Source organism: Stakelama portus (assembly GCF_003171655.1).
GTDB lineage: Bacteria > Pseudomonadota > Alphaproteobacteria > Sphingomonadales > Sphingomonadaceae > Sphingomonas > Sphingomonas portus.
The window spans coordinates 550121-570856 of record NZ_QFZL01000003.1 but is presented as its reverse complement, the minus strand read 5'-3'; the positions used below and the strand labels follow the sequence as shown (position 1 = coordinate 570856).

The 20736-nt window shown below is 64.0% G+C and carries 22 protein-coding genes and 1 tRNA gene; 13 read left to right on the top strand and 10 right to left on the bottom strand.

Translation table 11 applies throughout. From position 1 onward, the window contains the following. Positions 1-342: 342 nt before the first annotated feature. Positions 343-648, top strand: a complete 306-nt coding sequence (locus DKB74_RS11290; protein ID WP_109808308.1) for a GIY-YIG nuclease family protein — start codon at positions 343-345, stop codon at positions 646-648. A 450-nt stretch (positions 649-1098) separates the two neighbouring features. Beyond that, a complete protein-coding gene (locus tag DKB74_RS11285) occupies positions 1099-1638 on the top strand; it encodes a hypothetical protein (RefSeq protein ID WP_109808207.1) in 540 nt (179 codons plus the stop codon). 124 nt (positions 1639-1762) lie between these two features. On the opposite strand, the gene DKB74_RS11280 is transcribed toward DKB74_RS11285, so the two are convergent. Beyond that, positions 1763-2245 (bottom strand): thermonuclease family protein, encoded by a 483-nt coding sequence (locus DKB74_RS11280; protein WP_239987477.1) that lies wholly within the window; start codon positions 2243-2245, stop codon positions 1763-1765. Between the two features lie 189 nt (positions 2246-2434). Continuing rightward, entirely contained in the window at positions 2435-2674 is a 240-nt protein-coding gene (locus DKB74_RS11275) for a hypothetical protein (protein ID WP_109808206.1), read from the bottom strand. A gap of 402 nt (positions 2675-3076) precedes the next feature. Here DKB74_RS11275 and DKB74_RS11270 point away from each other — a divergent pair, with 402 nt between their 5' ends. From DKB74_RS11270 to DKB74_RS11255, 4 genes are all read left to right on the top strand, one after another. Next, complete coding sequence (locus DKB74_RS11270) at positions 3077-3337, top strand: YjhX family toxin (protein ID WP_109808306.1); 261 nt, start codon at positions 3077-3079, stop codon at positions 3335-3337. A gap of 254 nt (positions 3338-3591) precedes the next feature. Then, positions 3592-3987: a hypothetical protein gene (locus DKB74_RS11265; RefSeq protein WP_145960958.1), complete on the top strand. Its 396-nt coding sequence runs from the start codon at positions 3592-3594 to the stop codon at positions 3985-3987. A gap of 126 nt (positions 3988-4113) precedes the next feature. After that, complete coding sequence (locus DKB74_RS11260; protein ID WP_338062889.1) at positions 4114-4611, top strand: globin domain-containing protein; 498 nt, start codon at positions 4114-4116, stop codon at positions 4609-4611. A 71-nt stretch (positions 4612-4682) separates the two neighbouring features. Further along, a complete protein-coding gene (locus DKB74_RS11255; protein WP_109808204.1) occupies positions 4683-5096 on the top strand; it encodes a DUF1330 domain-containing protein in 414 nt (137 codons plus the stop codon). A 3-nt stretch (positions 5097-5099) separates the two neighbouring features. Here DKB74_RS11255 and DKB74_RS11250 read toward each other — a convergent pair whose 3' ends face one another. Then, positions 5100-6179, bottom strand: a complete 1080-nt coding sequence (locus tag DKB74_RS11250) for a lipase family protein (RefSeq protein WP_109808203.1) — start codon at positions 6177-6179, stop codon at positions 5100-5102. A 233-nt stretch (positions 6180-6412) separates the two neighbouring features. Here DKB74_RS11250 and DKB74_RS11245 point away from each other — a divergent pair, with 233 nt between their 5' ends. After that, positions 6413-6610, top strand: coding sequence for a hypothetical protein (locus tag DKB74_RS11245; protein WP_109808202.1), 198 nt, complete (start codon positions 6413-6415; stop codon positions 6608-6610). A 51-nt stretch (positions 6611-6661) separates the two neighbouring features. Here the strand turns inward: DKB74_RS11245 and DKB74_RS11240 are convergent, their stop codons facing one another. Together DKB74_RS11240 and katG are read right to left on the bottom strand one after the other, a co-directional pair. Then, positions 6662-8722, bottom strand: coding sequence for a S9 family peptidase (locus DKB74_RS11240; RefSeq protein ID WP_109808201.1), 2061 nt, complete (start codon positions 8720-8722; stop codon positions 6662-6664). Between the two features lie 106 nt (positions 8723-8828). Next, on the bottom strand, positions 8829-11063 hold the full coding sequence (katG, locus tag DKB74_RS11235) for a catalase/peroxidase HPI (protein WP_109808200.1): 2235 nt from the start codon (positions 11061-11063) through the stop codon (positions 8829-8831). A 259-nt stretch (positions 11064-11322) separates the two neighbouring features. Here katG and DKB74_RS11230 point away from each other — a divergent pair, with 259 nt between their 5' ends. Beyond that, positions 11323-13116, top strand: a complete 1794-nt coding sequence (locus DKB74_RS11230) for an aminopeptidase P family protein (protein WP_109808199.1) — start codon at positions 11323-11325, stop codon at positions 13114-13116. 58 nt (positions 13117-13174) lie between these two features. Next, on the top strand, positions 13175-13567 hold the full coding sequence (locus DKB74_RS11225) for a cupin domain-containing protein (protein ID WP_109808198.1): 393 nt from the start codon (positions 13175-13177) through the stop codon (positions 13565-13567). Here the strand turns inward: DKB74_RS11225 and DKB74_RS18905 are convergent. Beyond that, positions 13530-13694, bottom strand: a complete 165-nt coding sequence (locus DKB74_RS18905; protein ID WP_164497942.1) for a hypothetical protein — start codon at positions 13692-13694, stop codon at positions 13530-13532. The two genes, DKB74_RS11225 and DKB74_RS18905, sit on opposite strands and share 38 nt — an antisense overlap. An 87-nt stretch (positions 13695-13781) precedes the next feature. On the opposite strand from DKB74_RS18905, the gene DKB74_RS11220 reads away from it, so the two are divergent. The 3 genes from DKB74_RS11220 (at position 13782) to DKB74_RS11210 (ending at position 16339) form a co-directional block, all read left to right on the top strand. Continuing rightward, a tRNA-Thr gene (locus DKB74_RS11220) sits at positions 13782-13856 on the top strand. Between the two features lie 192 nt (positions 13857-14048). After that, positions 14049-15272: an NAD(P)/FAD-dependent oxidoreductase gene (locus DKB74_RS11215; protein ID WP_109808197.1), complete on the top strand. Its 1224-nt coding sequence runs from the start codon at positions 14049-14051 to the stop codon at positions 15270-15272. 137 nt (positions 15273-15409) lie between these two features. Then, complete coding sequence (locus DKB74_RS11210) at positions 15410-16339, top strand: TraB/GumN family protein (RefSeq protein ID WP_239987476.1); 930 nt, start codon at positions 15410-15412, stop codon at positions 16337-16339. A gap of 33 nt (positions 16340-16372) precedes the next feature. Here DKB74_RS11210 and DKB74_RS11205 read toward each other — a convergent pair whose 3' ends face one another. The 4 genes from DKB74_RS11205 to DKB74_RS11190 form a co-directional block, all read right to left on the bottom strand. After that, on the bottom strand, positions 16373-17131 hold the full coding sequence (locus DKB74_RS11205; protein WP_109808195.1) for an exonuclease domain-containing protein: 759 nt from the start codon (positions 17129-17131) through the stop codon (positions 16373-16375). 113 nt (positions 17132-17244) lie between these two features. Continuing rightward, entirely contained in the window at positions 17245-18627 is a 1383-nt protein-coding gene (gene pgmG, locus DKB74_RS11200) for a phosphoglucomutase/phosphomannomutase PgmG (RefSeq protein WP_109808194.1), read from the bottom strand. Positions 18628-18676: 49 nt separating this feature from the next. Beyond that, positions 18677-18985 carry a DnaJ domain-containing protein gene (locus tag DKB74_RS11195; RefSeq protein ID WP_420822409.1) on the bottom strand — a complete coding sequence of 103 codons (309 nt, stop codon included), beginning with the start codon at positions 18983-18985 and terminating at the stop codon, positions 18677-18679. Between the two features lie 7 nt (positions 18986-18992). Beyond that, entirely contained in the window at positions 18993-19787 is a 795-nt protein-coding gene (locus DKB74_RS11190) for a division plane positioning ATPase MipZ (protein ID WP_109808193.1), read from the bottom strand. A gap of 80 nt (positions 19788-19867) precedes the next feature. Here DKB74_RS11190 and panC point away from each other — a divergent pair, with 80 nt between their 5' ends. Beyond that, a complete protein-coding gene (panC, locus tag DKB74_RS11185; RefSeq protein WP_109808192.1) occupies positions 19868-20710 on the top strand; it encodes a pantoate--beta-alanine ligase in 843 nt (280 codons plus the stop codon). Positions 20711-20736 lie beyond the last annotated feature (26 nt).

Sequence of the window (20736 nt, the reverse complement as noted above, 5' to 3'; positions counted from 1 at the left end):
AGCACTTATCTGGGCGATCGCGCTGGCACTGCTTGGTTTAGCCATCTGGATAGTCTCGTTAACTGGCCAAGAAAGTGCTTTTGCGAATTCCCCGCCTCGGCAACACTTCGTCGCCCCTGCGCAGGCAGGGGCCTATCGCTGTGGCGTTCTGTTCCGGCGTCGCCCCATAAGCGGACTACCCTGTGTCGCGCCGTCTCGCGATACGACAAAGACATGGGCCCCTGCCTGCGCAGGGGCGACGGGCGCGATTGATGATGCCCTCACCTGATGGTGACCATGGATCGGCCTGACCGGTTGCGCCCAGCCCGAAACTGCGCAGAAATGCGCCCTTGCGCGATGACCATGGAGGGGCGAGTGGAAAAGCGCGGCTATGTCTACATCATGGCCAACGGACCGAGCGGCACGCTCTATACCGGCGTCACCGCCGATCTGGCCGCGCGCATCCATCAGCATCGCAGCGGCACCGGATCGGATTTCTGCCGCGACCATGGCCTCACCCGGCTGGTCTATGTCGAAACGCACGAACGGATCGACGCCGCGATCGCGCGCGAGAAAGCGATCAAGAAATGGAAGCGCGCATGGAAACTCAATCTGATCGGCCAGGCCAATCCCGACTGGCGCGATCTGTGGGAGGATATGCAGCGGTGATGGGCGACCGGGGTGAAGCACGGCGCTCATAGCCGGTGCCGCCAAGACCGCTCCCCCGCCGTCACCCCGGCAAACCGATAGCCATAACCGTCGCTCCTGCGCAGGCAGGGGCCTATCTCTGTGGCGAGTTCCGCTTCGGGCGGACACATGCGCCAACCCGCCTGTGTCAAACCCTATCGCAACACTGGACAGACATGGGCCCCTGCCTGCGCAGGGGTGACGGGAGCTTTGTTGGAAAACATCTGCGCTTAGTTTGTTCTGCCCTTCCGCTTCTCTTCTTCTTCTTCTTCGTGCCTTTGCGCCTTTGTGTGAGAAATACTACGACCTCACACAAAGACACGAAGCCACAAAGACCGCACGACCACATCCGCCCATACCAAAACCCCCTGTCCTACACGAACCAATATGGTTATATGAACCGGCTCCGCGAACCATTTAGGAGCCGAAATCATGTCGTACGAACCGACCGACTTCACCCCGGCGCCCGCCACCCGCGCGCACGGCTGGACTGCCGAGCGCCAGCGTAAATTCATCGATGTTCTCGCCGAAACCGGCTGCGTTTCCGATGCCGCCGCTGCCGTCGGGCTGACGCCGCGATCGGCCTATCGCCTGCGCTTGCGGCCGGGGGCGGAGGGGTTTCACCGCGCCTGGGACGCCGCGCTCACCCTTGCCAGCGATCGCCTGCTGTCGATGGCGTTCGAACGCGCCGTGCACGGCAATCTTCGTCAGGTGTGGCTGCGCGGCGAATGCGTCGGCGAAGAACGGGTGCCGTCGGACAAGCTGTTGATGTTCCTGCTCCGCCACCTCGATCCGATGCGCTTTGGCCGGATGGCGGGGCTGATGCAGGCCGATGTCCGCGATCCGCGCGACACCGCGCGCGACGCCTTGCCCGATCTCGCCGACATGCTGGCCGACAGCCATGCCGATGCCGAAGCGCTGCGTCCCGAAACCATCGCTGCGGACGCGATCGCGCCGTTCGGCGCCGAATGATCGCCCGCCCCGCCCCGCATCCACGCGCGTGCCTACGCGTACGCGCGCGCATGTTGCGGTGCGACCCGGTGCGAACTTTGCACGCAAATGCGCGGATTTCGGAAAAACCGGCGAACCGCCGCGATCAGCACCATTCGCGGCGCGGCCCGCCCCAGCGATGCGCCAGCCCTTCGCGGACCAGTTGCGCGCCCAGCGACTCGCCATCACGCTCGACAATGCGCAGTGTGCGGCCATAACGGTCAGTCTCGCGGTCGATCGGCACCAACGTGATCGGCCCGGCATTGAGCAGTTCGATCATCCGCGCCGTCGCCTTGTGCCCCAGCGCCGCCTCTTCGGCGCAACGCGGCTCGAATGTTTCGGGCGTGTCGATATCGGCAACGCGGATCTTGGTCCCGTCGATCCAGAAGGTATCGCCATCGACGACACAGGTCACCCGCACCGGCCCACTGCACAGAGCGAACATCGCCGACCGGCTTTCCCCCGCCGGCCATGCCGACGGTACGCCCTGCTGCACGCCATCGGGCAACATGGCAAAGACGAGGCCCACAAGCGCACCCCCGCCCAGCATCAGCGACAGCTCGCGCCAGATGGTTCGCCTTTGCCGCATCGTCAGTGGATTACGCCGACGACAGTCACCAGATGCTTATCCGAGCCGCAGTTGCGGACCGGTGCCGGCGCCATGCCCACGGCGTCCTTCCCCTGCCGTTCAGTCCGCTTCCCCATATTGTTCAGGATAAGGAAAAAGCGCCTGTTTCCGCAAGCACCGCCCGCGAAACGCGGGCGGTACTCCAGCGCTTCAGCGGCGATCGCCTACCAGCGGATCAGTCCCCGCAACGGCATCGCACAGAAGCAGGGCCTGTTCTTCCCGGCATTCCGCCTGCGTGGGATACATGTGGGGGTGCAACTTGCAGAACAGGATCGCCTCGTAACAGACTTCCGTTGGCGCCGCGACGGCTGGTGCGAGCGGAACAGATGTCGCTGCTCCCAGCGCAAACAGGGCCACTGCGGTGCTTTTCGCATAACCGATGAGTTGCATGTTCAATCCCCTGGTCGAGAGTAATGCCACCCAAGCCGCAGATGTTCTGCGGCCCGGTTCAACAATCGCGACCCGGAATTTTTGATTATTGATCCAGATTAATAGGCTGCGGGGGCAGGTCAACCGGTATCTGTTGCAAGCGCGCGGGGCGCGCCATCTATGGCCGCAATCGCCCTGACCGCATGGCGGCGGTATCGCGCCACCGGCTTGACCCCCTGCCCGCTTCGCGGCATCCCCGCCGCACAACGTCTGAAAGAGTGCCGCATGCTGGAGATTGCCGCCCGCTGAGCCGATGGCCGGATGCCCCGCGCATCCGCACGCCGTCGCGCCTGCGCATCGCCGCCCGCCCCTCGGCGTGGCGCGCGCCTGCGCATGAGCCAATTCAGCGCAAAGGCAATTCCCTTGAATATCTCGAAACACGAACAGCGCGTGCTCCACGCGCTGGCGCAGGGCGGCATGATCCGCCACCGCCGCGAAACCGGCGGCCCGCGCATTATCGAAGCAATCTGCTTCACGCGCGACGGGCATGTGCTCGCCGATTGTACAGTGACGCTCTTTCACCGCCTCAAACGGCGGGGCCTGATCGTCAGCATCGACGGCGCGCCCTATCGCATTTCCCGCCTCGGCCTGGTCGCGGTGCGCGCACAGCTCGACAATCGATGATCGCCCGCCTCCGTCCGGCACCGGACGGAGGCCCCGGCGCGGGGCCCGGTTCATCGGGCATTCAGCCCGCAAAGCCGCGGTTAAGCTGGGGTTCAGGCGCCGGACACAGTTCGGGCGATCACCCTGTCGCTTGCGCTGCACGGCCTGTCCCGCCCTACGCGGGGGCGGGCGCGAGTCCGGCATTTCGCGCCGCAACCGACGCGGCACACCGCCCGTTCTTGGCCCCGGCACACAACAGCAAGGGAGGTTATCCCATGAAAAAGACCATGATCATTTTCGCCGCCGCCGGCGCCGCGCTGTTCGCCGGCGCTCCTGCAATGGCCCAGTCGGCCGTCAGCACCAGCGCAAGTTCGCACACCGAAGCGACGCTCAGCCCGATGGTGTTCACCGACGACAATTCGCACTGGCTCGATTACAAGACCGACGTGTCGGAGGCCGGGCGCGAGCTGCGCAGCGACCTGCGCCGCGCCAACGATGCCGGCGATCGCATCGACGCCTATGCCGAATATGAGCGCGAAATCGCCGATGCCCGCCATGATTTCCGCAAGGAAATGGCCGAACGCGGCGTCATCATTCCCGAAGACGCGATTCCGCCCGAAGGCACGGTGACGGTCGAGGAAGCGATGATCGTCCCGGCGATCGACGACTGATCCTTCGCAACGACAATCGGATCGGCGGGGTCATCCCCCCATAACCCCGCCGTGGACGGGCAGGTGGCCTTCCGGCTTCCTGCCCGTCACATATTTCCCGCCACGCGTACCCCTTTGTCGGGACGCGTGGCCGGGCGTTCTTTGACCTCGGTCAATTTCGCGCGGGTCGATGGCCGCCATGCTGGCGCCATGGCCGATAATCTTGCCGCTGCGGACGCGCGTTCCGACACACAGCCAACGCTGCCCTATACCGCGATCGGCGGCGCGCAGACCGTGCAGGCACTGGCGCATCGCTTCTATGCGCTGGTCGGTTCGGACCCTGCCTATGCCGAATTGCGCGCGCTGCACGGACCGGATCTGGACGCGATCGCCGATTCGCTGGCGGGGTTCCTGTCAGGATGGCTCGGCGGCCCGCGCGACTGGTTCGAAAGCGGGCGCGGATGCATCTTCAGCCTGCACGGCGCGGTGCCGATCGATCACCGCACCGCCGGGCAATGGGCCGATGCGATGGCGCGCGCAATCGCTGCGGAAACCCGCATCCCGCCGCGCATCGCCGAAGAGATGCAGGACAAGCTTGGCCGCATGGCACGCGCCATGGCGCCGCGCGGCGAAACCGCTTCCTGACGCACTGACTCCGGGCTCTTTCCAGCACCGCTACAACCTGCAACCATGGGGGTTTGGAGAGGAAGTCGCCGATGCATTATGTCGATCCCGCCGCCGGTCAGATGGACGCGTTCCGCGATTTGCCCGGCGATGTCCCGATCGAGATGCTCAACCTGATCCGCTATCGCGATCTGGCGGAATATCCCGATGAGCATGCCTGCGCTGCCGAGGGGCTGTTCGGCGCAGAGGCCTATCGCCGCTATATGGCGACCAGCGCGCCGGTATTCGCGCGCTTCGGCGGCAGGATGCTGTGGCAGGGCGAACCGCAGCTGGTGTTGATCGGCCCCGATTCGGAAGCATGGGACCTGGCGTTCGTCGCGCGCTATCCCGATGCCGCCGCATTCCTGGCGATGGTCGCCGACCCCGAATATCGCGAGGCAGTGGTGCATCGCCGTGCGGGGGTGCAGACATCACGGCTGATCCGGATCGCCGCCGCCGATACATGACGCTCAGCCGCAGCGTGACGATCGTTTGTCCGGCTGGTGCACCGGCGTCGCGGAACCGCTTCCGCCGCCTGCCCGCGCCTCGCGACGCGGCGAACGCAGCGGCTCGCTCTCATGGCGGCGCGGCGGCAGGTCGGGCCGGCGCCCATGCGAACAATCCCGCTCGCCATGGCAGATCAGCCGGTCATATCCCGAATGCGGCCCGATGCCATGCGCAGTCAGCGCCGCCGCAAGCAACCCTTCGGGATCGCGGATCGCCGCGCCCGCCAGACCGCCGACCCGCCCCAGCCAGCTTCGCAGCCACGAATCCTCGGCCTCGCCACCGCCGACCAGATGCCCCACCGGCGCATATTGGGCACAGGGCGTCGATCCCGGCGCGACGAGACGCAACAAGGTCGATGCCCAGCGCGGCGTCTGCGGCCCGGGCGGCAGATGCGGCACCGGATCGAACGCCAACTCATAACGCAGGCACGAAATCCGCGTATCGGCATAGGCCGCGGCAAAGGCCGCATCCCCCGGCCGCGTCGCCGCGACCGTCAGCACCCGGATCGAAACATCGCGAAGCCCGGGCTCATGCGCCGCGCGAAACGCGGCAAGGTTCGCCAGCGCCCCGCCCTTGCTGTGCCCGGTAAACCACAGCCGGCGCGGCGCGCCCTCCGCAAACAGACGCTCGATTTGTGTCGCGACACCGGGACTGCCGTCGGGCGCGTCATGCCACAATCGCCGCATCGATTCGGCAAAGCCCCAATGCACCGAAGTACCGGCATAATCGGGATCGCGTCGGCAGACCGAAAAACCATCGTTAAGCCAGTCGAACAACACCGCCCAGCCATCGGCGCCCGTCCTGCCGAACGGCGGCAGCGATCCGCGAAACGCCACCACCACGCCTTCGGCCACGCGACCGACCAATGCGCGATCGATCGGCACGCGCCAGAATTCGACCTCGCGCGTCACGCTTTCGGGCCGCCCCTGCCAGCCGACGCCCCGCCGCCAGGTTTCGAGATCGGGATCATAAGCCTGCGTGCACGCATAGAGCAGGCGGCGCTTGATACAATCGTGCATGGTGGCGTGCATGGTGGCGTGCATGGCGACTTCCTTTCGAACGCCAGCATCGCCCGGCCGTTAACCATCGACCATTCCGGGAATCTGCGGCTCGGGAGCTTTGCGTAGCCAGGCGCGATGAACCCGCGCTGTCGGCACGGCGCGGCAGCAAGGACACGTCGCGTGCAGCCGCCTGATTACACCGTTACGGATCAGACACTTCTCCAATACGGAGCATCTCGGTCTAGCCTTCCGCCCGACACAGCGGAACGCAGTTCATGGGCGAGGCAACCGATCGGATCGAATATCTCTGCGCGCGTTGCGGCGGCAACGCGGTTACGCGTGAAGCCTGGGCGGAATGGGATATCGCCGACCAGCAATGGGCGCTTTGCCAGACTTTCGATTTCGCCTTCTGCCATCATTGCCATCGCGAAACGCGATTGGACACGCGGCCGGTGGCAAAGCCCGCCAACTGACGTTCGATTCGTCGCGTCCAGCGGCCCGCAGGACCACCACCGGAGAAAGCGCTAGGCCAGTCCCAATTGCCACAGCACGAACGCCATTTCGTCCGCCGCTTCGTGGAGGCTTTCCCAGCGCCCCGATTTGCCGCCATGGCCCGCGCCCATATTGGTCTTGAGCAGCAGCACATTATCGTCGGTCTTGGTCGCACGCAGCCGGGCTGCCCATTTGGTCGGCTCCCAATAGGTGACGCGCGGATCGTTCAGGCCGCCCGAAATGAACAGCGGCGGATAATCCTGCGCTGCGACATTGTCATAGGGCGAATAGCTGCGGATCAGTTCGAACGCCGCCTTGTCCTCGATCGGATTGCCCCATTCGGGCCATTCGCCCGGCGTCAGCGGCAGCGTTTCGTCGAGCATCGTGTTGAGCACGTCAACGAACGGCACATCGGCAATCACCGCGCCCCACAGATCGGGATCGGAATTGACCACCGCGCCCATCAGTTCGCCACCCGCCGACCGACCGGCAATCGCGATCTGGCCCGCACTGGTGAAGCGCAGATCGATCAGCCCCTTCGCGACATCGACGAAATCGTTGAAGGCGTTGGTCCGCTTTTCGAGCTTGCCGTCATGATACCATTGCTGGCCCAGATCATCGCCGCCGCGGATATGCGCGATCGCGAACGCCATGCCGCGATCGAGAAACGACATACGGCTGGTCGAAAAGCCCGGCGGGATGGCGTGGCCATAGGCGCCATAGGCATAAAGATAGAGCTTGCCCGACCCGTCCTTCGGGAAACCGGCGGGATAGACGATCGACACCGGCACCTGCGTGCCGTCGCGCGCGGTGATCTTCAGCCGTTCGGTGGCATAGTTGCCCGGTTCATAACCGCTCGGGATTTCCTGAACCTTGCGCGTTTCGAGCCGGTCCTCGGCAATGTGATAGTCATAGACCGTCCCCGGCGTGACCATCGATTCATAGCCGAGCCGGAGCACGTCGATCGCATATTCGGGATTGTCGCCAACCCCCGCGACATAGCTGGCTTCGGGAAAGCGCAGGCGACGCGGCGCGCGGCCGTCATACCAATGTAGTTCGATCTGATCGAGGCCATCCTCGCGCCCTTCGACCACGAAGAAATCGGCGAACACGTCCACGCTGGTCATATAGAAATGATCCGACGGCGCGATCAGTTCGGTCCATTGCGTCGGATCGGCGATCGGCGCGGTCACCAGCCGCCAGTTGGTGTGCGTGTCGTTGGTGTGGATGAACAGCGTATCGTCATGCTCCTCGACATCATATTCGCGCCCGGTCTGGCGCGGCGCGACCAGGATCGGGTCGGCAGCGGGATTGTCGGCGGGGACCAGGCGGATCTCGCTCGTCACATGATCGCCGGTCGACAGGATCAGATAGCGGCGCGACTGGGTTTCGCCGACGCCGACGCGATAGCCGTCATCGCTTTCATGATAGAGTTCGACATCGCGCTCGACCGGCTCACCCAGCTTGTGCCAGCGAATGCGATCGGTACGCCAATGCGCATTGACCAGCGCATAGAGGAACCCGCCGGAATCGGCGGTCCAGACCAGTTCGGAAAGCGTGCCGGGGATGGTGTCGGCAAGCAGTTCGCCGGTTTCGAGATCCTTGACATAGGCAGTGAACCGCTCCGACCCGTTATCGTCGGTGGCATAGGCGAGGAGGCGCCCATCGGGGCTCACGCTCAGCGCGCCGAGCCGGAAATATTCCTTGCCGGCGGCCAGCGCAGGCTCATCGAGGATCAGCTGATCGGCACCCCCGGCAACGGGCTTGCGCCACCAGCGACGATATTCGCCGCCTTCCTCGAAATCGGTCCAGTAGAGCCAGTCGCCATCCTTTTGCGGAACCGTCGCATCGTCTTCCTTGATCCGCCCGCGCATTTCGCGAAACAGCGTTTCCGAAAGCGGCTTGAGCGGCGCCATCACGCTTTCGAAATAGGCGTTCTCGGCCTCGATATAGTCGAGCACATCGCGATCCTCGACCGGATCGGGATAACCGGGCGCGCGCAACCATGCCCAGGGGTCGTCCACCGTGATGCCGTGGCGTTCGAAACTATGCGGGCGCGGCGCGGCGACGGGGGGCTTGGGAGTGTCAGTCATGCACGCCTATTAGAGCGCTTCCTCGCAATCCCCAACCAGCCATTGGTCACAAGAAAGCCGGAGCACCCCAAGGGCGCTCCGGCCTTTCTTTCGCAGTCGATCCGGTTCAGTCGCCGTAGCACAGATCGTAGCGATCGGCGTTCATCACCTTGGTCCAGGCGGCGACGAAATCCTTGACGAACTTCTCGCCTGCATCGGCGCTGGCATAGACTTCGGACAGCGCGCGAAGCTGCGAATTCGATCCGAACACCAGGTCGGTCCGCGTCGCACGCAATTTCTCCTCGCCGCTCGCCCGGTCGGTGCCGACAAATGCCTCGTCGCCGGCCGGATCGACTTCCTTCCACGCAGTGTTCATGTCGAGCAGGTTGACGAAGAAGTCGTTGGTCAGCTGACCCTTGCGATCCGTGAACACGCCTTCCGGCGCATCGCCATAATTGGCGCCCAGAACGCGCAGCCCACCGACGAGCACGGTCATTTCCGGAGCGGTCAGCCCCATCAGCTGCGCGCGATCGACCAGCAGTTCTTCAGTCGGCACGCTGTGGCGCGTCGACAGATAGTTGCGGAAGCCATCGGCTTTGGGTTCGAGCACCGCAAAGCCTTCGACATCGGTCTGTTCCGCGCTCGCATCGGTGCGGCCCGGCGTGAACGGCACTTCGACATCATAGCCGGCATCGGACGCCGCCTTGTGCACTGCTGCCGATCCGCCCATCACGATCAGGTCGGCAATCGAAACCTTTTTGCCGCCACCGGCATTGGCATCGAAATCGGCCTTGACGTCCGCATAGACTTTGAGAACCTTTGCAAGTTTCTCGGGCTCATTGACCTTCCAGTCCTTTTGCGGAGCAAGCCGCAGCCTCCCCCCATTGGCGCCGCCGCGATGATCCGACCCGCGATAGGTCGCTGCCGCCGCCCATGCCGTTCGGACGAGTTCGGGAACGCTCAGTCCGGAGTCGAAGATCTTCCGCGTCAGCGTCTGCACATCGCCCGGTTCGATCGCGGCATAATCCGCCGCCGGGATCGGATCCTGCCAGATCAGATCCTCCGCCGGCACTTCGGGGCCCAGATAGCGCGCCTTGGGACCCATATCGCGATGGCACAGCTTGAACCAGGCACGGGCAAAGGCATCGGCAAACTGATCGGGATTGGCGCGGAAGCGTTCCGAAATCCTGCGATATTCCGGGTCCATCTTCATCGCCATATCGGCAGTGGTCATCATCGTCGGCGCCTTGCGGCCCGGCGTATGCGCCATCGGCGCCTGCGTATCTTGGGGATTGCCGACCGGTTGCCATTGCTGCGCACCGGCAGGCGATTTCACCAGTGCATAGTCATGGTCGAGCAGCATTTCGAAATAGCTCATGTCCCATTGCGTCGGCGTGGGCGTCCATGCCCCTTCCAGCCCTGAAGTGATGGTATCGTCGCCGATGCCGCTTTCATGCCCCGACTGCCAGCCCAGACCCTGTTGCGCGATATCGGCGCCTTCGGGTTCGGCACCGACTTTCGCTGCGTCACCGGCGCCATGGCATTTGCCGAAAGTGTGACCGCCCGCAGTCAGCGCGACGGTTTCCTCGTCATTCATGCCCATCCGCGCAAAGGTTTCGCGAATGTCGCGGCCCGACTGGATCGGATCGGGATTGCCGCCCGGCCCTTCGGGATTGACGTAGATAAGGCCCATCTGGATCGCGGCGAGCGGATTTTCGAGCGCCATTTCCTTGTCGGGCTGGATGCGGGTTTCGGCGCCCTGGCCGACCCATTGCTCCTCAGTGCCCCAATATACGTCCTTTTCGGGTTCCCACACATCGGCGCGACCGCCGCCAAAGCCGAACACCGGCCCGCCCATCGATTCGATCGCGACATTGCCGGCCAGGATCATCAGGTCCGCCCAGCTGAGTTTCCGGCCATATTTCTGCTTGATCGGCCAGAGCAGGCGGCGCGCCTTGTCGAGATTGGCATTGTCCGGCCAGCTGTTGAGCGGCGCGAAACGCTGTTGGCCCGCGCCCGCACCGCCGCGCCCGTCGCCGGTGCGATAGGTGCCCGCCGAATGCCATGCCATGCGGATGAAGAACGGGCCGTAATGTCCATAGTCCGCCGGCCACCAGGGCTGGCTGTCGGTCATCAGCGAATGGAGGTCGCGCTTTACCGCGTCATAATCGAGCGACTTGAACGCTTCGGCATAATCGAAATCATCGCCCATCGGGTCGCCCGACTTGCCCTGCTGATGCAGGATGTCGAGCGACATCTGGTTGGGCCACCAGTCGCGGTTGGTCCGTCCGAGCAGCGAGCGTTTCGCCGCGTGCTGCTTCATCGGGCATCCGCCCTGCGGTTCGTTGGTCGGGGCGTCCATGAAATTCTCCTCCGGGGGTACTGGGTATGGAAGACGGATAGCGCCGGACAGAGATTGGCGAAAACGATTAGCTTTTGTCAGAGAAATTCAAAATATCGATCTTAATGGGGAATTGCTTCTCACCGCTGTCGGGCGTTGCCCCCTGTCGCGCGCGTCCCCTTCGCCCTATATCCGGGCCATGTTTCGCAGCGGGCTCGCTGTGAGCCCTTTGACCCTTTACAGTTTTCCCGGTCTCGCCGGGGCAGGAGTAGAATCAGCCATGTCCACCTATGCCGACCGCCTGAAGGCGCTTCGCGACCAGCTGAAATCGCAGCAGCTCGACGGCTTCGTCGTACCGCTGACCGATGAGCATATGAGCGAATATGTCGGCGATTATGCGCAACGCCTCGCCTGGCTGACCGGTTTCCAGGGGTCACAGGGCAGCGCGGTCGTGTTGCCGCAAGAGGCGGCGATGTTCGTCGATGGCCGCTATACGCTGCAGGTGCGCGAACAGGTCGACGGCAATGACTATCAGTACGTCAAGATTCCCGACACGAGCATCGCCGACTGGCTGAGCGAGCACGCACCCGAAGGGGGCCGGATCGGCTATGACCCCTGGCTGCACACTCGCGCCTGGGTAGAGGAAGCGACGCGAGCGCTGGCCGAGCGCGGGGCCGAACTCGTCTCCGTCGCCAGCAACCCGATCGACGCGATCTGGGCCGACAAGCCCGCGCCGTCGGATGCGAAGCTGGTCGTTCAGACCGATATGGCAGCCGGCAAGGCATCCGCCGCCAAGCGCGCCGAAATCGCCGAGTGGCTCGACAAGCGCAAGGCCGACGCGGTGGTCATATCGGCGCTCGATTCGATCGCCTGGACGTTCAATGTACGCGGCAAGGATGTGATCCACACCCCGGTCGCGCTTGCCTATGCGATCGTTCATGCCGACGGCACGGCGGATCTGTTCGTCGAACCCGACAAGGTTACCGACGACGTGATCAAACATCTGGGCAACGCAGTGCGGGTTCAGCCGCGCGAAGCCTTTGCGCCTGCGCTGCGTGGCTTTGCCGGCAAGCGCGTCGCTGCCGATCCCGAACGCGCCGTGGCGGCGATTTTCGACCTGCTCGACGAAGGCGGCGCCAGGCCGCTTGCGGTTCGCGACCCCGCCGTCCTGGCCAAGGCACTGAAGAATCCCGCGGAAATTTCGGGCCATCGCGCCGCGCAGGCGCAGGACGGCGTCGCAGTCGTGCGCTTTCTGCGCTGGATCGAAGAGGAGGCCCCCAAGGGCGGCATCACCGAGCTTTCGGCTGCGGCAAAGCTGCTCGAATTCCGTCAGGCGCTGGGCGGGCTCAAGGACACGTCGTTCGAAACCATTTCGGGCTTCGGCAAGCATGGCGCGATTCCGCATTATCGCGTCACCGAGGAATCGAGCCTGCCGCTCGAGGTCGGCAGCCTCTATCTGGTCGATTCGGGCGGGCAATATGAAGCCGGGACGACCGATATCACTCGCGTCATGCCGATCGGCGAGCCGACCGCTGAAATGAAGGACCGTTTCACGCGCGTCCTTCAGGGGCATATCGCCATCGATATGGCGATTTTCCCCGACGGGACCGTCGGCGGTCAGATCGACGCCTTTGCCCGCAAGCCGCTATGGGAAGCCGGGCTCGATTATCCGCATGGCACCGGCCATGGCGTCGGCAGCTATCTGTCGGTCCATGAAGGGCCGCAGCGGATTGCCGCGCCCAACTATCCCGGCGGCGGACCCAACGAACCGTTGCGCGCGGGCATGATCCTGTCGAACGAGCCGGGTTATTATAAATCGGGCGAATATGGCATCCGGATCGAAAATCTGGTGCTGACGGTGCCCCGGGAGATTCCGGGCGGCGAGCTGCCGATGCTCGGTTTCGAAACGCTGACCTTTGTCCCGATCGAACGCACGCTGATCGACAAATCGTTGCTCAATGCTGCCGAAATCGCCTGGCTCGACGCCTATCACGCCAAGGTCGAGGCGATTTTGGGTCCGCAAATGGACGGCGATGATCTGGCCTGGCTCAAGGCCAAGTGCGCGCCGATCTGATCGGTTCTGGCCGGCGCAGGGCCGATCTGCATCGGGATGGTGCGAGGAGAGAAACATAATGCCGTCGCTGTTCACCACGCCCGTGCATCTCGGCCTTGGCGCCACTGCCGAGGTTCAGCCCGATTTCACCGGTCTCGAATGGTATGAGGCTTATGGCGAACGCACCGCCTCCGATGGGGCGGAGGGACGGCTCGTCAGCCTCTATACCTTCACCGAAAGCTGGGACTCATGGGAAGTCCACCCCGATGGCGAGGAAATGGTCGTCTGCATCGACGGGCAGATGACCGTGCATCAGCAGCTTGCCGACGGCAGCAGCAACAGTGTCACATTGGGGCGCGGCGATTATGTGATCAATCCGCGCGGCACATGGCACACCGCCGATGTGAACGGCGACTCGGCAACGGCATTGTTCATCACGTCGGGTCAGGGGACTGAGCACCGTCCGCGCTGAGCGCGGGATCGGGCATCTCCGCAGCGTCTGCATCGTCGCGCATCGCACGTGCCTGCGCCTTTCGGCGGCGCAGATTTGCGCGCAACTGCTCCGCCAGCCGCGCCTTGCGTTCGTCCTTGTCGACCATGGTCCCGCGATAAACCGGGAAGCCCCGGCTTGACAATCACCCGCCCCCAAGCACATAGGCCCCTCCCGCTCCACGGGAGCCAGGCGGGCTGCTGTAGCTCAGTGGTAGAGCGCACCCTTGGTAAGGGTGAGGTCGAGAGTTCAATCCTCTCCAGCAGCACCATTTTCCCATGTCCGAATCCCGCCCCGCCGATTCGCCGCCACATGCGTCGATGCGCTTCCTGACGCATCGTTTTCCGCCACGGATTCTGTGTCGCCCAGCGGGTACGGGCCCGTCTGATGTTGATCGACGCCGCGAATACGCTAGCTGGGCTGAGACCGGGCGGAATTTGCGGGCGAAGGAGCGGTTGCGGGCATGAAGAAATTCGACGTCATCATCGTGGGGGCCGGGCATGGCGGCGCGCAGGCGGCAATCGCGCTGCGCCAGAACAAATTTGCAGGCACGATCGCGATGATCGGCGACGAAGCCGAACCGCCCTATGAGCGCCCACCGCTTTCCAAGGAATATCTGCAGGGCGACAAGCATTTCGAACGCCTGCTGATCCGCCCCGAAAATTTCTGGGCCGAACGCGACATCGCGATGCTGCTTGGCGAGCATGTGACCAGCGTCGATCCCGCCGCGCATGCGGTCACCACCGAAACGGGTGCGACCTATGGCTATGGCAAGCTGATCTGGGCCACCGGCGGCGCGCCGCGGCGCATCCTGTGCGATGGCCATCACCTGACCGGCGTCCACACCGTCCGGACGCGCGCAGACGCCGACCGGATGACCGCCGAGCTTCCCAATGTCCAGCGGGCGGTGGTGATCGGTGGCGGCTATATCGGGCTGGAAGCGGCAGCCGTGCTGACCAAGTTCGGGAAGAAAGTCGTGCTGCTCGAAGCGCTCGACCGCGTGCTCGCCCGCGTCGCAGGCGAACCGCTGTCGCGCTTTTTCGAGAAGGAACATCGCGCGCATGGCGTCGATGTCCGGCTCGATGCCAGAGTCGACTGCATCCTGGGCGAAACGCATGTGACCGGCGTGCGCATGGCCGATGGCGAGGAGATCCCCTGCGAGATGGTGATCGTCGGCATCGGCATCATCCCCGCCGTCGCGCCGCTGACGGCAGCGGGTGCGACCGGCGACAACGGCGTCGATGTCGACGCCCAGTGCCAGACCAGCCTGCCCGACATCTATGCGATCGGCGATTGCGCGCGCCATCCCAACGGTTTCGCGGACGGCGCATCGATCCGGCTGGAATCGGTGCAGAATGCAAATGATCAGGCGACGGTCGTCGCAAAGAATATCGCGGGCATCGAAGCAAGCTATAATGCGGTGCCGTGGTTCTGGTCGAACCAATATGACATCAAGCTTCAGACCGTCGGGCTATCCACCGGATTCGACGATGCGGTGGTGCGCGGCGACCCGGCCGATCGCAGCTTCTCGGTCATATATCTGAAGGACGGGCACGTCATCGCGCTCGATTGCGTCAACGCGACCAGGGACTATGTCCAGGGGCGCAAGCTGGTACTCGAACGCGCCGGGATCGCGCCCGAACGGCTCGCCGACAGCACGACACCGCTCAAGGAAATGCTCGCCTGACCCCATTCCCGAATGGCGCATCGTCAGGCTATCCTGACACACTGCATGCGTTGGTGACAGCGCTTGCTGCCGCTCGCCGATGGCCTTTCAGGACAGACGGGCAGGATGCCGGGAATACGATGACAGGAATTATCCCCATGTTTCAGAAACTGCTCCGCGGCGCCGCCGCCCTTGCCCTGTTCGCCGGGCCGCTCGCACATGCGCAGGAAGCTCCCGCGACCGCGCCTGCCCGGACCGAGGTCGCGGCGGCAACGCGGGATGCCGATCCGGCGATCTGGGTCGTGAAGGACGCGGATACGACCATCTATCTGTTCGGCACCGTACATGTCCTGAAACCGGGGTTCGGCTGGTTTGACGAAGCGGTGCACGACGCATTCGAAGACAGCGACGAACTGGTGCTGGAAATGATCCCGCCCGACATGAACGAGATGCAGAGCAAGGTCATGCAGATGGCCATGCAGATGACCGGCCCGTCATTGCGCGACAAGCTGGGTGCCGAATATCGCGACACCTACAAGGCAGTGATGGACGATCTGGGCCTGCCCGTCGGGGCGTTCGACCGGTTCGAACCGTGGTTCGCAGCGATGACCCTCAGCGTGCTGCCGGTGGTCAAGATGGGCTATGATCCCAATAGCGGCGTCGAGCATGTGATTACCGAGGCGGCGACCGAGGAAGGCAAGAAGATTTCGGCGCTCGAGACCGTCGATGAGCAGTTGGGTTTTTTCGACACGATGCCCGAGGACGTTCAGATCGCCTATCTGAAGACGCTGCTCGACGGATATGCCGATATCGGACCAGCGCTCGACGAAACGGTCGAACAATGGGCCGATGGCAATCCGGAGAAGCTGGGCGAACTGATGAACGAGGGCATGATCGAAACGCCCGGCGTTGCCGCGCGTCTCCTCACCGAACGCAATCAGCGCTGGGCGATCTGGATCGACAACCGGATGGATCAGCCGGGTACCGTGTTCGTCGCGGTCGGCGCGGGGCATCTCGCCGGCAATGACAGCGTTCAGGAATTTCTGAAGCGCGAACACGGCCTGACCGCCGAGCGTATCGAATATTGACGGCGCAAGGGGCCGGCACCGCCGGTCCCGCTTTTACAGCAGCAGCCGCTCGGCCGGCGTCCTGGCACCCAGTCCCGGCCCGCGCCGGCGTTCCAGTTCCAGATCGGCGGTGTAGCGCACATCCTCGCTGCGATCGTCGAGGAATGCGACCAGCGTTTCCTCCTCCAGCTCGCTCCATTCCTTGCCGCGATGCGGGCCATAATGCACGCGCGGCAACAGACCCGGCAGCGCCGACCAGGCGATAAGCTGATCGACAGGCGTTTCGTTGAGCATGTCGCGCAAATGGAATGCAGTCACATAGGCATCGGGAAAGGCGCGGTGCGCGGGAAGACCGCGCGCATGGTCCATCCCCTCGGGCTTGCGCCAATAGCGGAGATACTGGTTCGAAAAGCCCGCCGATTCGGGCCATAGCCGCAGCGCGCATTTCCAGGTGCAGATCCAGTCCGCCGATCGGGTAAGCGCGGCGGTACAAAATTGCTGTTCGAAATCCGCGCGATGCGCGGCCAGCGCCACGCGGCGCGGCCAGGGGTTGAGCAGCGGCCGGGCGACATCGTGCCACCACGGCGCATCCGCCACATCTTCGTCGCGGATATGGTGGATCGCCTGCGTTACCGGCGGGATGGGGCGGCCGGGATTGACGAATTGCGACCCGCCTTCGCCCTGCAATTCCCAGCGGCCATCCTCGCCGCGAGCGACGTCCTGCCAGCCGATTTCGCACACGCCATGCGCCGCCGGAGATGCACCGGTGGTTTCAAGATCGATCACGCGGATGATTTCGGGAGCCTGCGCCATGGCTTCCCAAGTGGCGCCTCACGCTGCCGATTGCCAGCCTTTTCCCGGTCCGAAGAAGGAATAGATTGTTTTCGCAAGGCCGGGGGACAAATGTCTCCCGGCCTCCGATCGGATCAGTGTCCTACGGTCTCGCCGCGCTCGACTCCGCTCGCGGTAAGCTGTGCGTCAAGCTGCGCCATCAGCCGGTCCAGCCCTTCCTGGCTGCGTGCCTCGGCACGCGCAACCAGCACGTCCTGGGTGTTCGACGCACGCAGCAGCCACCAGCCGTCGGGCGTGTTCACCCGCGCGCCGTCGGTGCCGTTGACGTCGGCGCCATCCTCCTTCAGCCGCGCGAGCACTTCATCGACGATCGCGAACTTGCGGCTCTCATCCACCTGAAAGCGCAATTCCGGCGTATTGACGAAATCGGGCATCGCACCGCGGATTTCGGTGAGCGACTTGCCGATCATATGCACTGCGCGGATCAGCCGCACCGCCGCATATTGCGCGTCGTCGAACCCGTAATAATCATGCGCGAAGAAGATATGACCGCTCATTTCGCCGGCCAGCGGCGCGCCGGTTTCCCGCATCTTCGTCTTGATCAGGCTGTGACCGGTTTTCCACATGATCGGCTCGCCGCCCAGTTCGGAGACGCGATCGAACAGCATCTGGCTGGCCTTCACATCGGCGATGATCGCCGCGCCGGGCTCTTCCTTCAGCACAGGTTCCGCCAGAATGGAGAGAAGCTGATCGCCCCAGATCACGCGGCCCTGACCGTCGATCGCGCCGATCCGGTCGCCATCGCCATCGAATGCCAGTCCGAAATCGAGCTGCTTCTCCGCGACCAGCGCCTTCAGATCGGCGAGGTTCTTTTCCTCGGTAGGATCGGGATGATGATTGGGGAAATTGCCGTCCACATCGGTGAACAGCGTGTAATGCTCACCCGGGAGCAGCTTGATCAGCTTCTCCACGACCGGACCGGACGCGCCGTTACCGCAATCCCAGCCGATGCGATAGGCGCCGCCGGCATAGCCCGCCATCAGTCGACCGACATAGGCGTCGATGATGTCGGCGTCGGTAACTTCGCCGGTTCCGTCCTCCCAATCGCCCTCAGCCGCCAGCTTGCCGATCCGCTGGATATCTTCGCCGAAAAAGGGACGGTGCTGAAACACCATCTTGAAGCCATTGTAATTTGCGGGATTGTGGCTGCCGGTTATCTGGATGCCGCCATCCACTTCTAACGTCGCTTCGGCGTAATAGAGCATCGGCGTGGGGCCCAGGCCAACCCGCACGACATCGCATCCCGATGCGGTCAGACCTTCGATCAGCGCCGCTTCCAGATCGGGAGAGGAATGGCGGCCGTCACGGCCCACCGCGACGCGATGCCCGCCCTCACGACGCAGCAGGGTCGCGAAACCGCGACCGATCGCGCGTGCATCGTCCGGGCCCAGCGTCTTTCCCACGATTCCGCGGATGTCATATTCCCGAAGCGACGTGGGATCGAACTGATGCGTCATGATGCCTCCGATGATGTGAGCGCCCTAATCCCTCAGGCGCAGGAAAAGTTCAATCCTTTGGCCTGTTGGCCTCCAAATCTTGCAGCAGCAAGTCGCGCGCCGCATTCACCCGCCGCGTCAGTTCGGCGCTGCCGCCCCGATCGGGATGCACGCGAGCGATCAGCCGCCGGTGCGCCGCGCGGATCTGTTCGGCATCGGCATCGGCGGGCACGTCGAGCAGGGTGCAGGCATCGCGATGCCCCTCGCGCACCGGAGGCTCTTGCGCCGGCTTGGGCGAACCGGGAAGCGGCCCAAAGCCGTGCCACATTCGCCAGCCAAGATACGCGACCAGCGCCGCCGTCAGAAATTTGAAGATCACGCGCGCGTCACGCGAACAGCGGCATGGCCGGTTCGGGCAATGCCAGCCCTGCCATCATCTCCCGCAATTCCTGTCGGGCGGCGACATGGGCCAGCCCCATCTCGCCGAATTCGCGGCTGTCGAGCATCGTCAGCCCCTGCGGGAACAGTTCGCGATAGATGACGCGCTCCGAAAGACCGGAAATGACGCGGAAGCCGACGCGTTTGGAAAGCTGGTCGATCGCATCCGACACGCGGCGCATGTTGCGCGCTTCGATATGCTGCATGCGATTGCGCAGCACGACCCAGTCGATCGTTTCGCCATCGGCCTTGGCGCGGCGCTTGCGCGATTCCCAGATCAGCTCGGAATAGAAGCTGGGGCGGATCACGCGAAATGTTTCGGGATCGACCTGGCCGATCAGATCGAAATCGACGAAGCTGTCGTTCATCGGCGTCACCAGCGTGTCGGCATTGGTGACTGCGATCCGCGCGAATTTGTCGTCGCGGCCCGGCGTGTCGATGACCAGGAAATCGGCGTCGGCACTCAGCCGATCGAGCGAGGCGGAGAATTTCGCCATCGTTTCGCCGTCATGCGTTTCATACCGGGGCATCGGCAATTCGCGCCCGGTCCGCTGAATCGTCGCCAGACGATTGTCGAGATAGCGCCCCATCGTGCGCTGGCGATGATCGAGATCGAAACAGGCCACGCGCGCGCCCTTCGCCGCCAGCGCGATTGCGACATGCACTGCTGTGGTGGATTTGCCGGTGCCGCCCTTCTCGTTCGCGAAGACGACGACATGCAGGCGATTCGCTGCGTCAGACAAATCAGTAGCTTCCCTTGTTGATCGCGAGGCCCGCCCCCCATAGAAGGCCGCGCTCCGACTGTATCCGAGGGTGTTGAAGCGTGCAAACCATTCGCCAACTCGAAGCGCTGCGCGAGGCCGTACGTGGCTTTCGCGCCGCAGGCGAGCGACTCGTGCTTGTTCCGACGATGGGCGCGCTGCATGCCGGCCATCTCGCGCTGGTCGATACCGCACGGCGCAACGGCGACCGCGTGGCCGTGTCGATCTTCGTCAATCCCACCCAATTCGGCCCCGATGAGGATTTCAGCCGCTATCCGCGTCAGGAACAGCGCGACGCACGGATGCTGTCCGAAGCGGGCGTGGACCTGTTGTGGATGCCGCCGGTCGAAGCGATGTACCCCGACGGCTTCTCGTCAGGCATTTCGGTCGCAGGAGTCAGCGAACCGCTGGAAGGCGCGCACCGCCCCGGCCATTTCGACGGCGTCGCGACGGTGGTCGCGAAGCTGTTCAATCAGGTTCAGCCCGATGCCGCGATATTCGGCGAGAAGGATTATCAGCAGCTCGCGGTGATCCGCCGCATGGTCACCGACCTCGACATGCCGATCGAGATCATCGGCATGCCCACCCAGCGCGAGGATGACGGCCTCGCCATGTCGTCGCGCAACGCCTATCTGGTCGAGGAAGATCGCAAGGCGGCTATCGCGATGCCGCGCGCGCTGGGCGTCGCCGAACGGACGATCAGCCAGGGCGGCGATGCGCAGGCGGCGCTCGAACAGGCCCGCGAGATGCTGACCGCCGCCGGATTCGAAGTCGATTATGTCGCGCTGGTCGATTCAGACACTCTGGGCGAACCCGTAGCGGGAAAGCCGCAGCGGCTGCTGGCAGCGGCCAAAATCCACGGAACCCGGCTGATCGACAATGTCGCGGTAAACGGGAACGGTTAATTCCGTTAACCAATTGTTCGCAATTG

Coding starts and splice junctions, on each gene's coding strand:
- DKB74_RS11280 (WP_239987477.1), bottom strand. CDS start 2,245: ATGCGGCAAAGGCGAACCATCTGGCGCGAGCTGTCGCTGATGCTGGGC.
- DKB74_RS11225 (WP_109808198.1), top strand. CDS start 13,175: ATGCCGTCGCTGTTCACCACGCCCGTGCATCTCGGCCTTGGCGCCACT.
- DKB74_RS11250 (WP_109808203.1), bottom strand. CDS start 6,179: ATGCACGCCACCATGCACGCCACCATGCACGATTGTATCAAGCGCCGC.
- DKB74_RS11240 (WP_109808201.1), bottom strand. CDS start 8,722: ATGACTGACACTCCCAAGCCCCCCGTCGCCGCGCCGCGCCCGCATAGT.
- katG (WP_109808200.1), bottom strand. CDS start 11,063: ATGGACGCCCCGACCAACGAACCGCAGGGCGGATGCCCGATGAAGCAG.
- DKB74_RS11210 (WP_239987476.1), top strand. CDS start 15,410: ATGTTTCAGAAACTGCTCCGCGGCGCCGCCGCCCTTGCCCTGTTCGCC.
- pgmG (WP_109808194.1), bottom strand. CDS start 18,627: ATGACGCATCAGTTCGATCCCACGTCGCTTCGGGAATATGACATCCGC.
- DKB74_RS11230 (WP_109808199.1), top strand. CDS start 11,323: ATGTCCACCTATGCCGACCGCCTGAAGGCGCTTCGCGACCAGCTGAAA.
- DKB74_RS11265 (WP_145960958.1), top strand. CDS start 3,592: ATGAAAAAGACCATGATCATTTTCGCCGCCGCCGGCGCCGCGCTGTTC.
- DKB74_RS11255 (WP_109808204.1), top strand. CDS start 4,683: ATGCATTATGTCGATCCCGCCGCCGGTCAGATGGACGCGTTCCGCGAT.
- DKB74_RS18905 (WP_164497942.1), bottom strand. CDS start 13,694: ATGGTCGACAAGGACGAACGCAAGGCGCGGCTGGCGGAGCAGTTGCGC.
- DKB74_RS11290 (WP_109808308.1), top strand. CDS start 343: ATGGAGGGGCGAGTGGAAAAGCGCGGCTATGTCTACATCATGGCCAAC.
- DKB74_RS11285 (WP_109808207.1), top strand. CDS start 1,099: ATGTCGTACGAACCGACCGACTTCACCCCGGCGCCCGCCACCCGCGCG.
- DKB74_RS11245 (WP_109808202.1), top strand. CDS start 6,413: ATGGGCGAGGCAACCGATCGGATCGAATATCTCTGCGCGCGTTGCGGC.
- DKB74_RS11275 (WP_109808206.1), bottom strand. CDS start 2,674: ATGCAACTCATCGGTTATGCGAAAAGCACCGCAGTGGCCCTGTTTGCG.
- DKB74_RS11215 (WP_109808197.1), top strand. CDS start 14,049: ATGAAGAAATTCGACGTCATCATCGTGGGGGCCGGGCATGGCGGCGCG.
- DKB74_RS11205 (WP_109808195.1), bottom strand. CDS start 17,131: ATGGCGCAGGCTCCCGAAATCATCCGCGTGATCGATCTTGAAACCACC.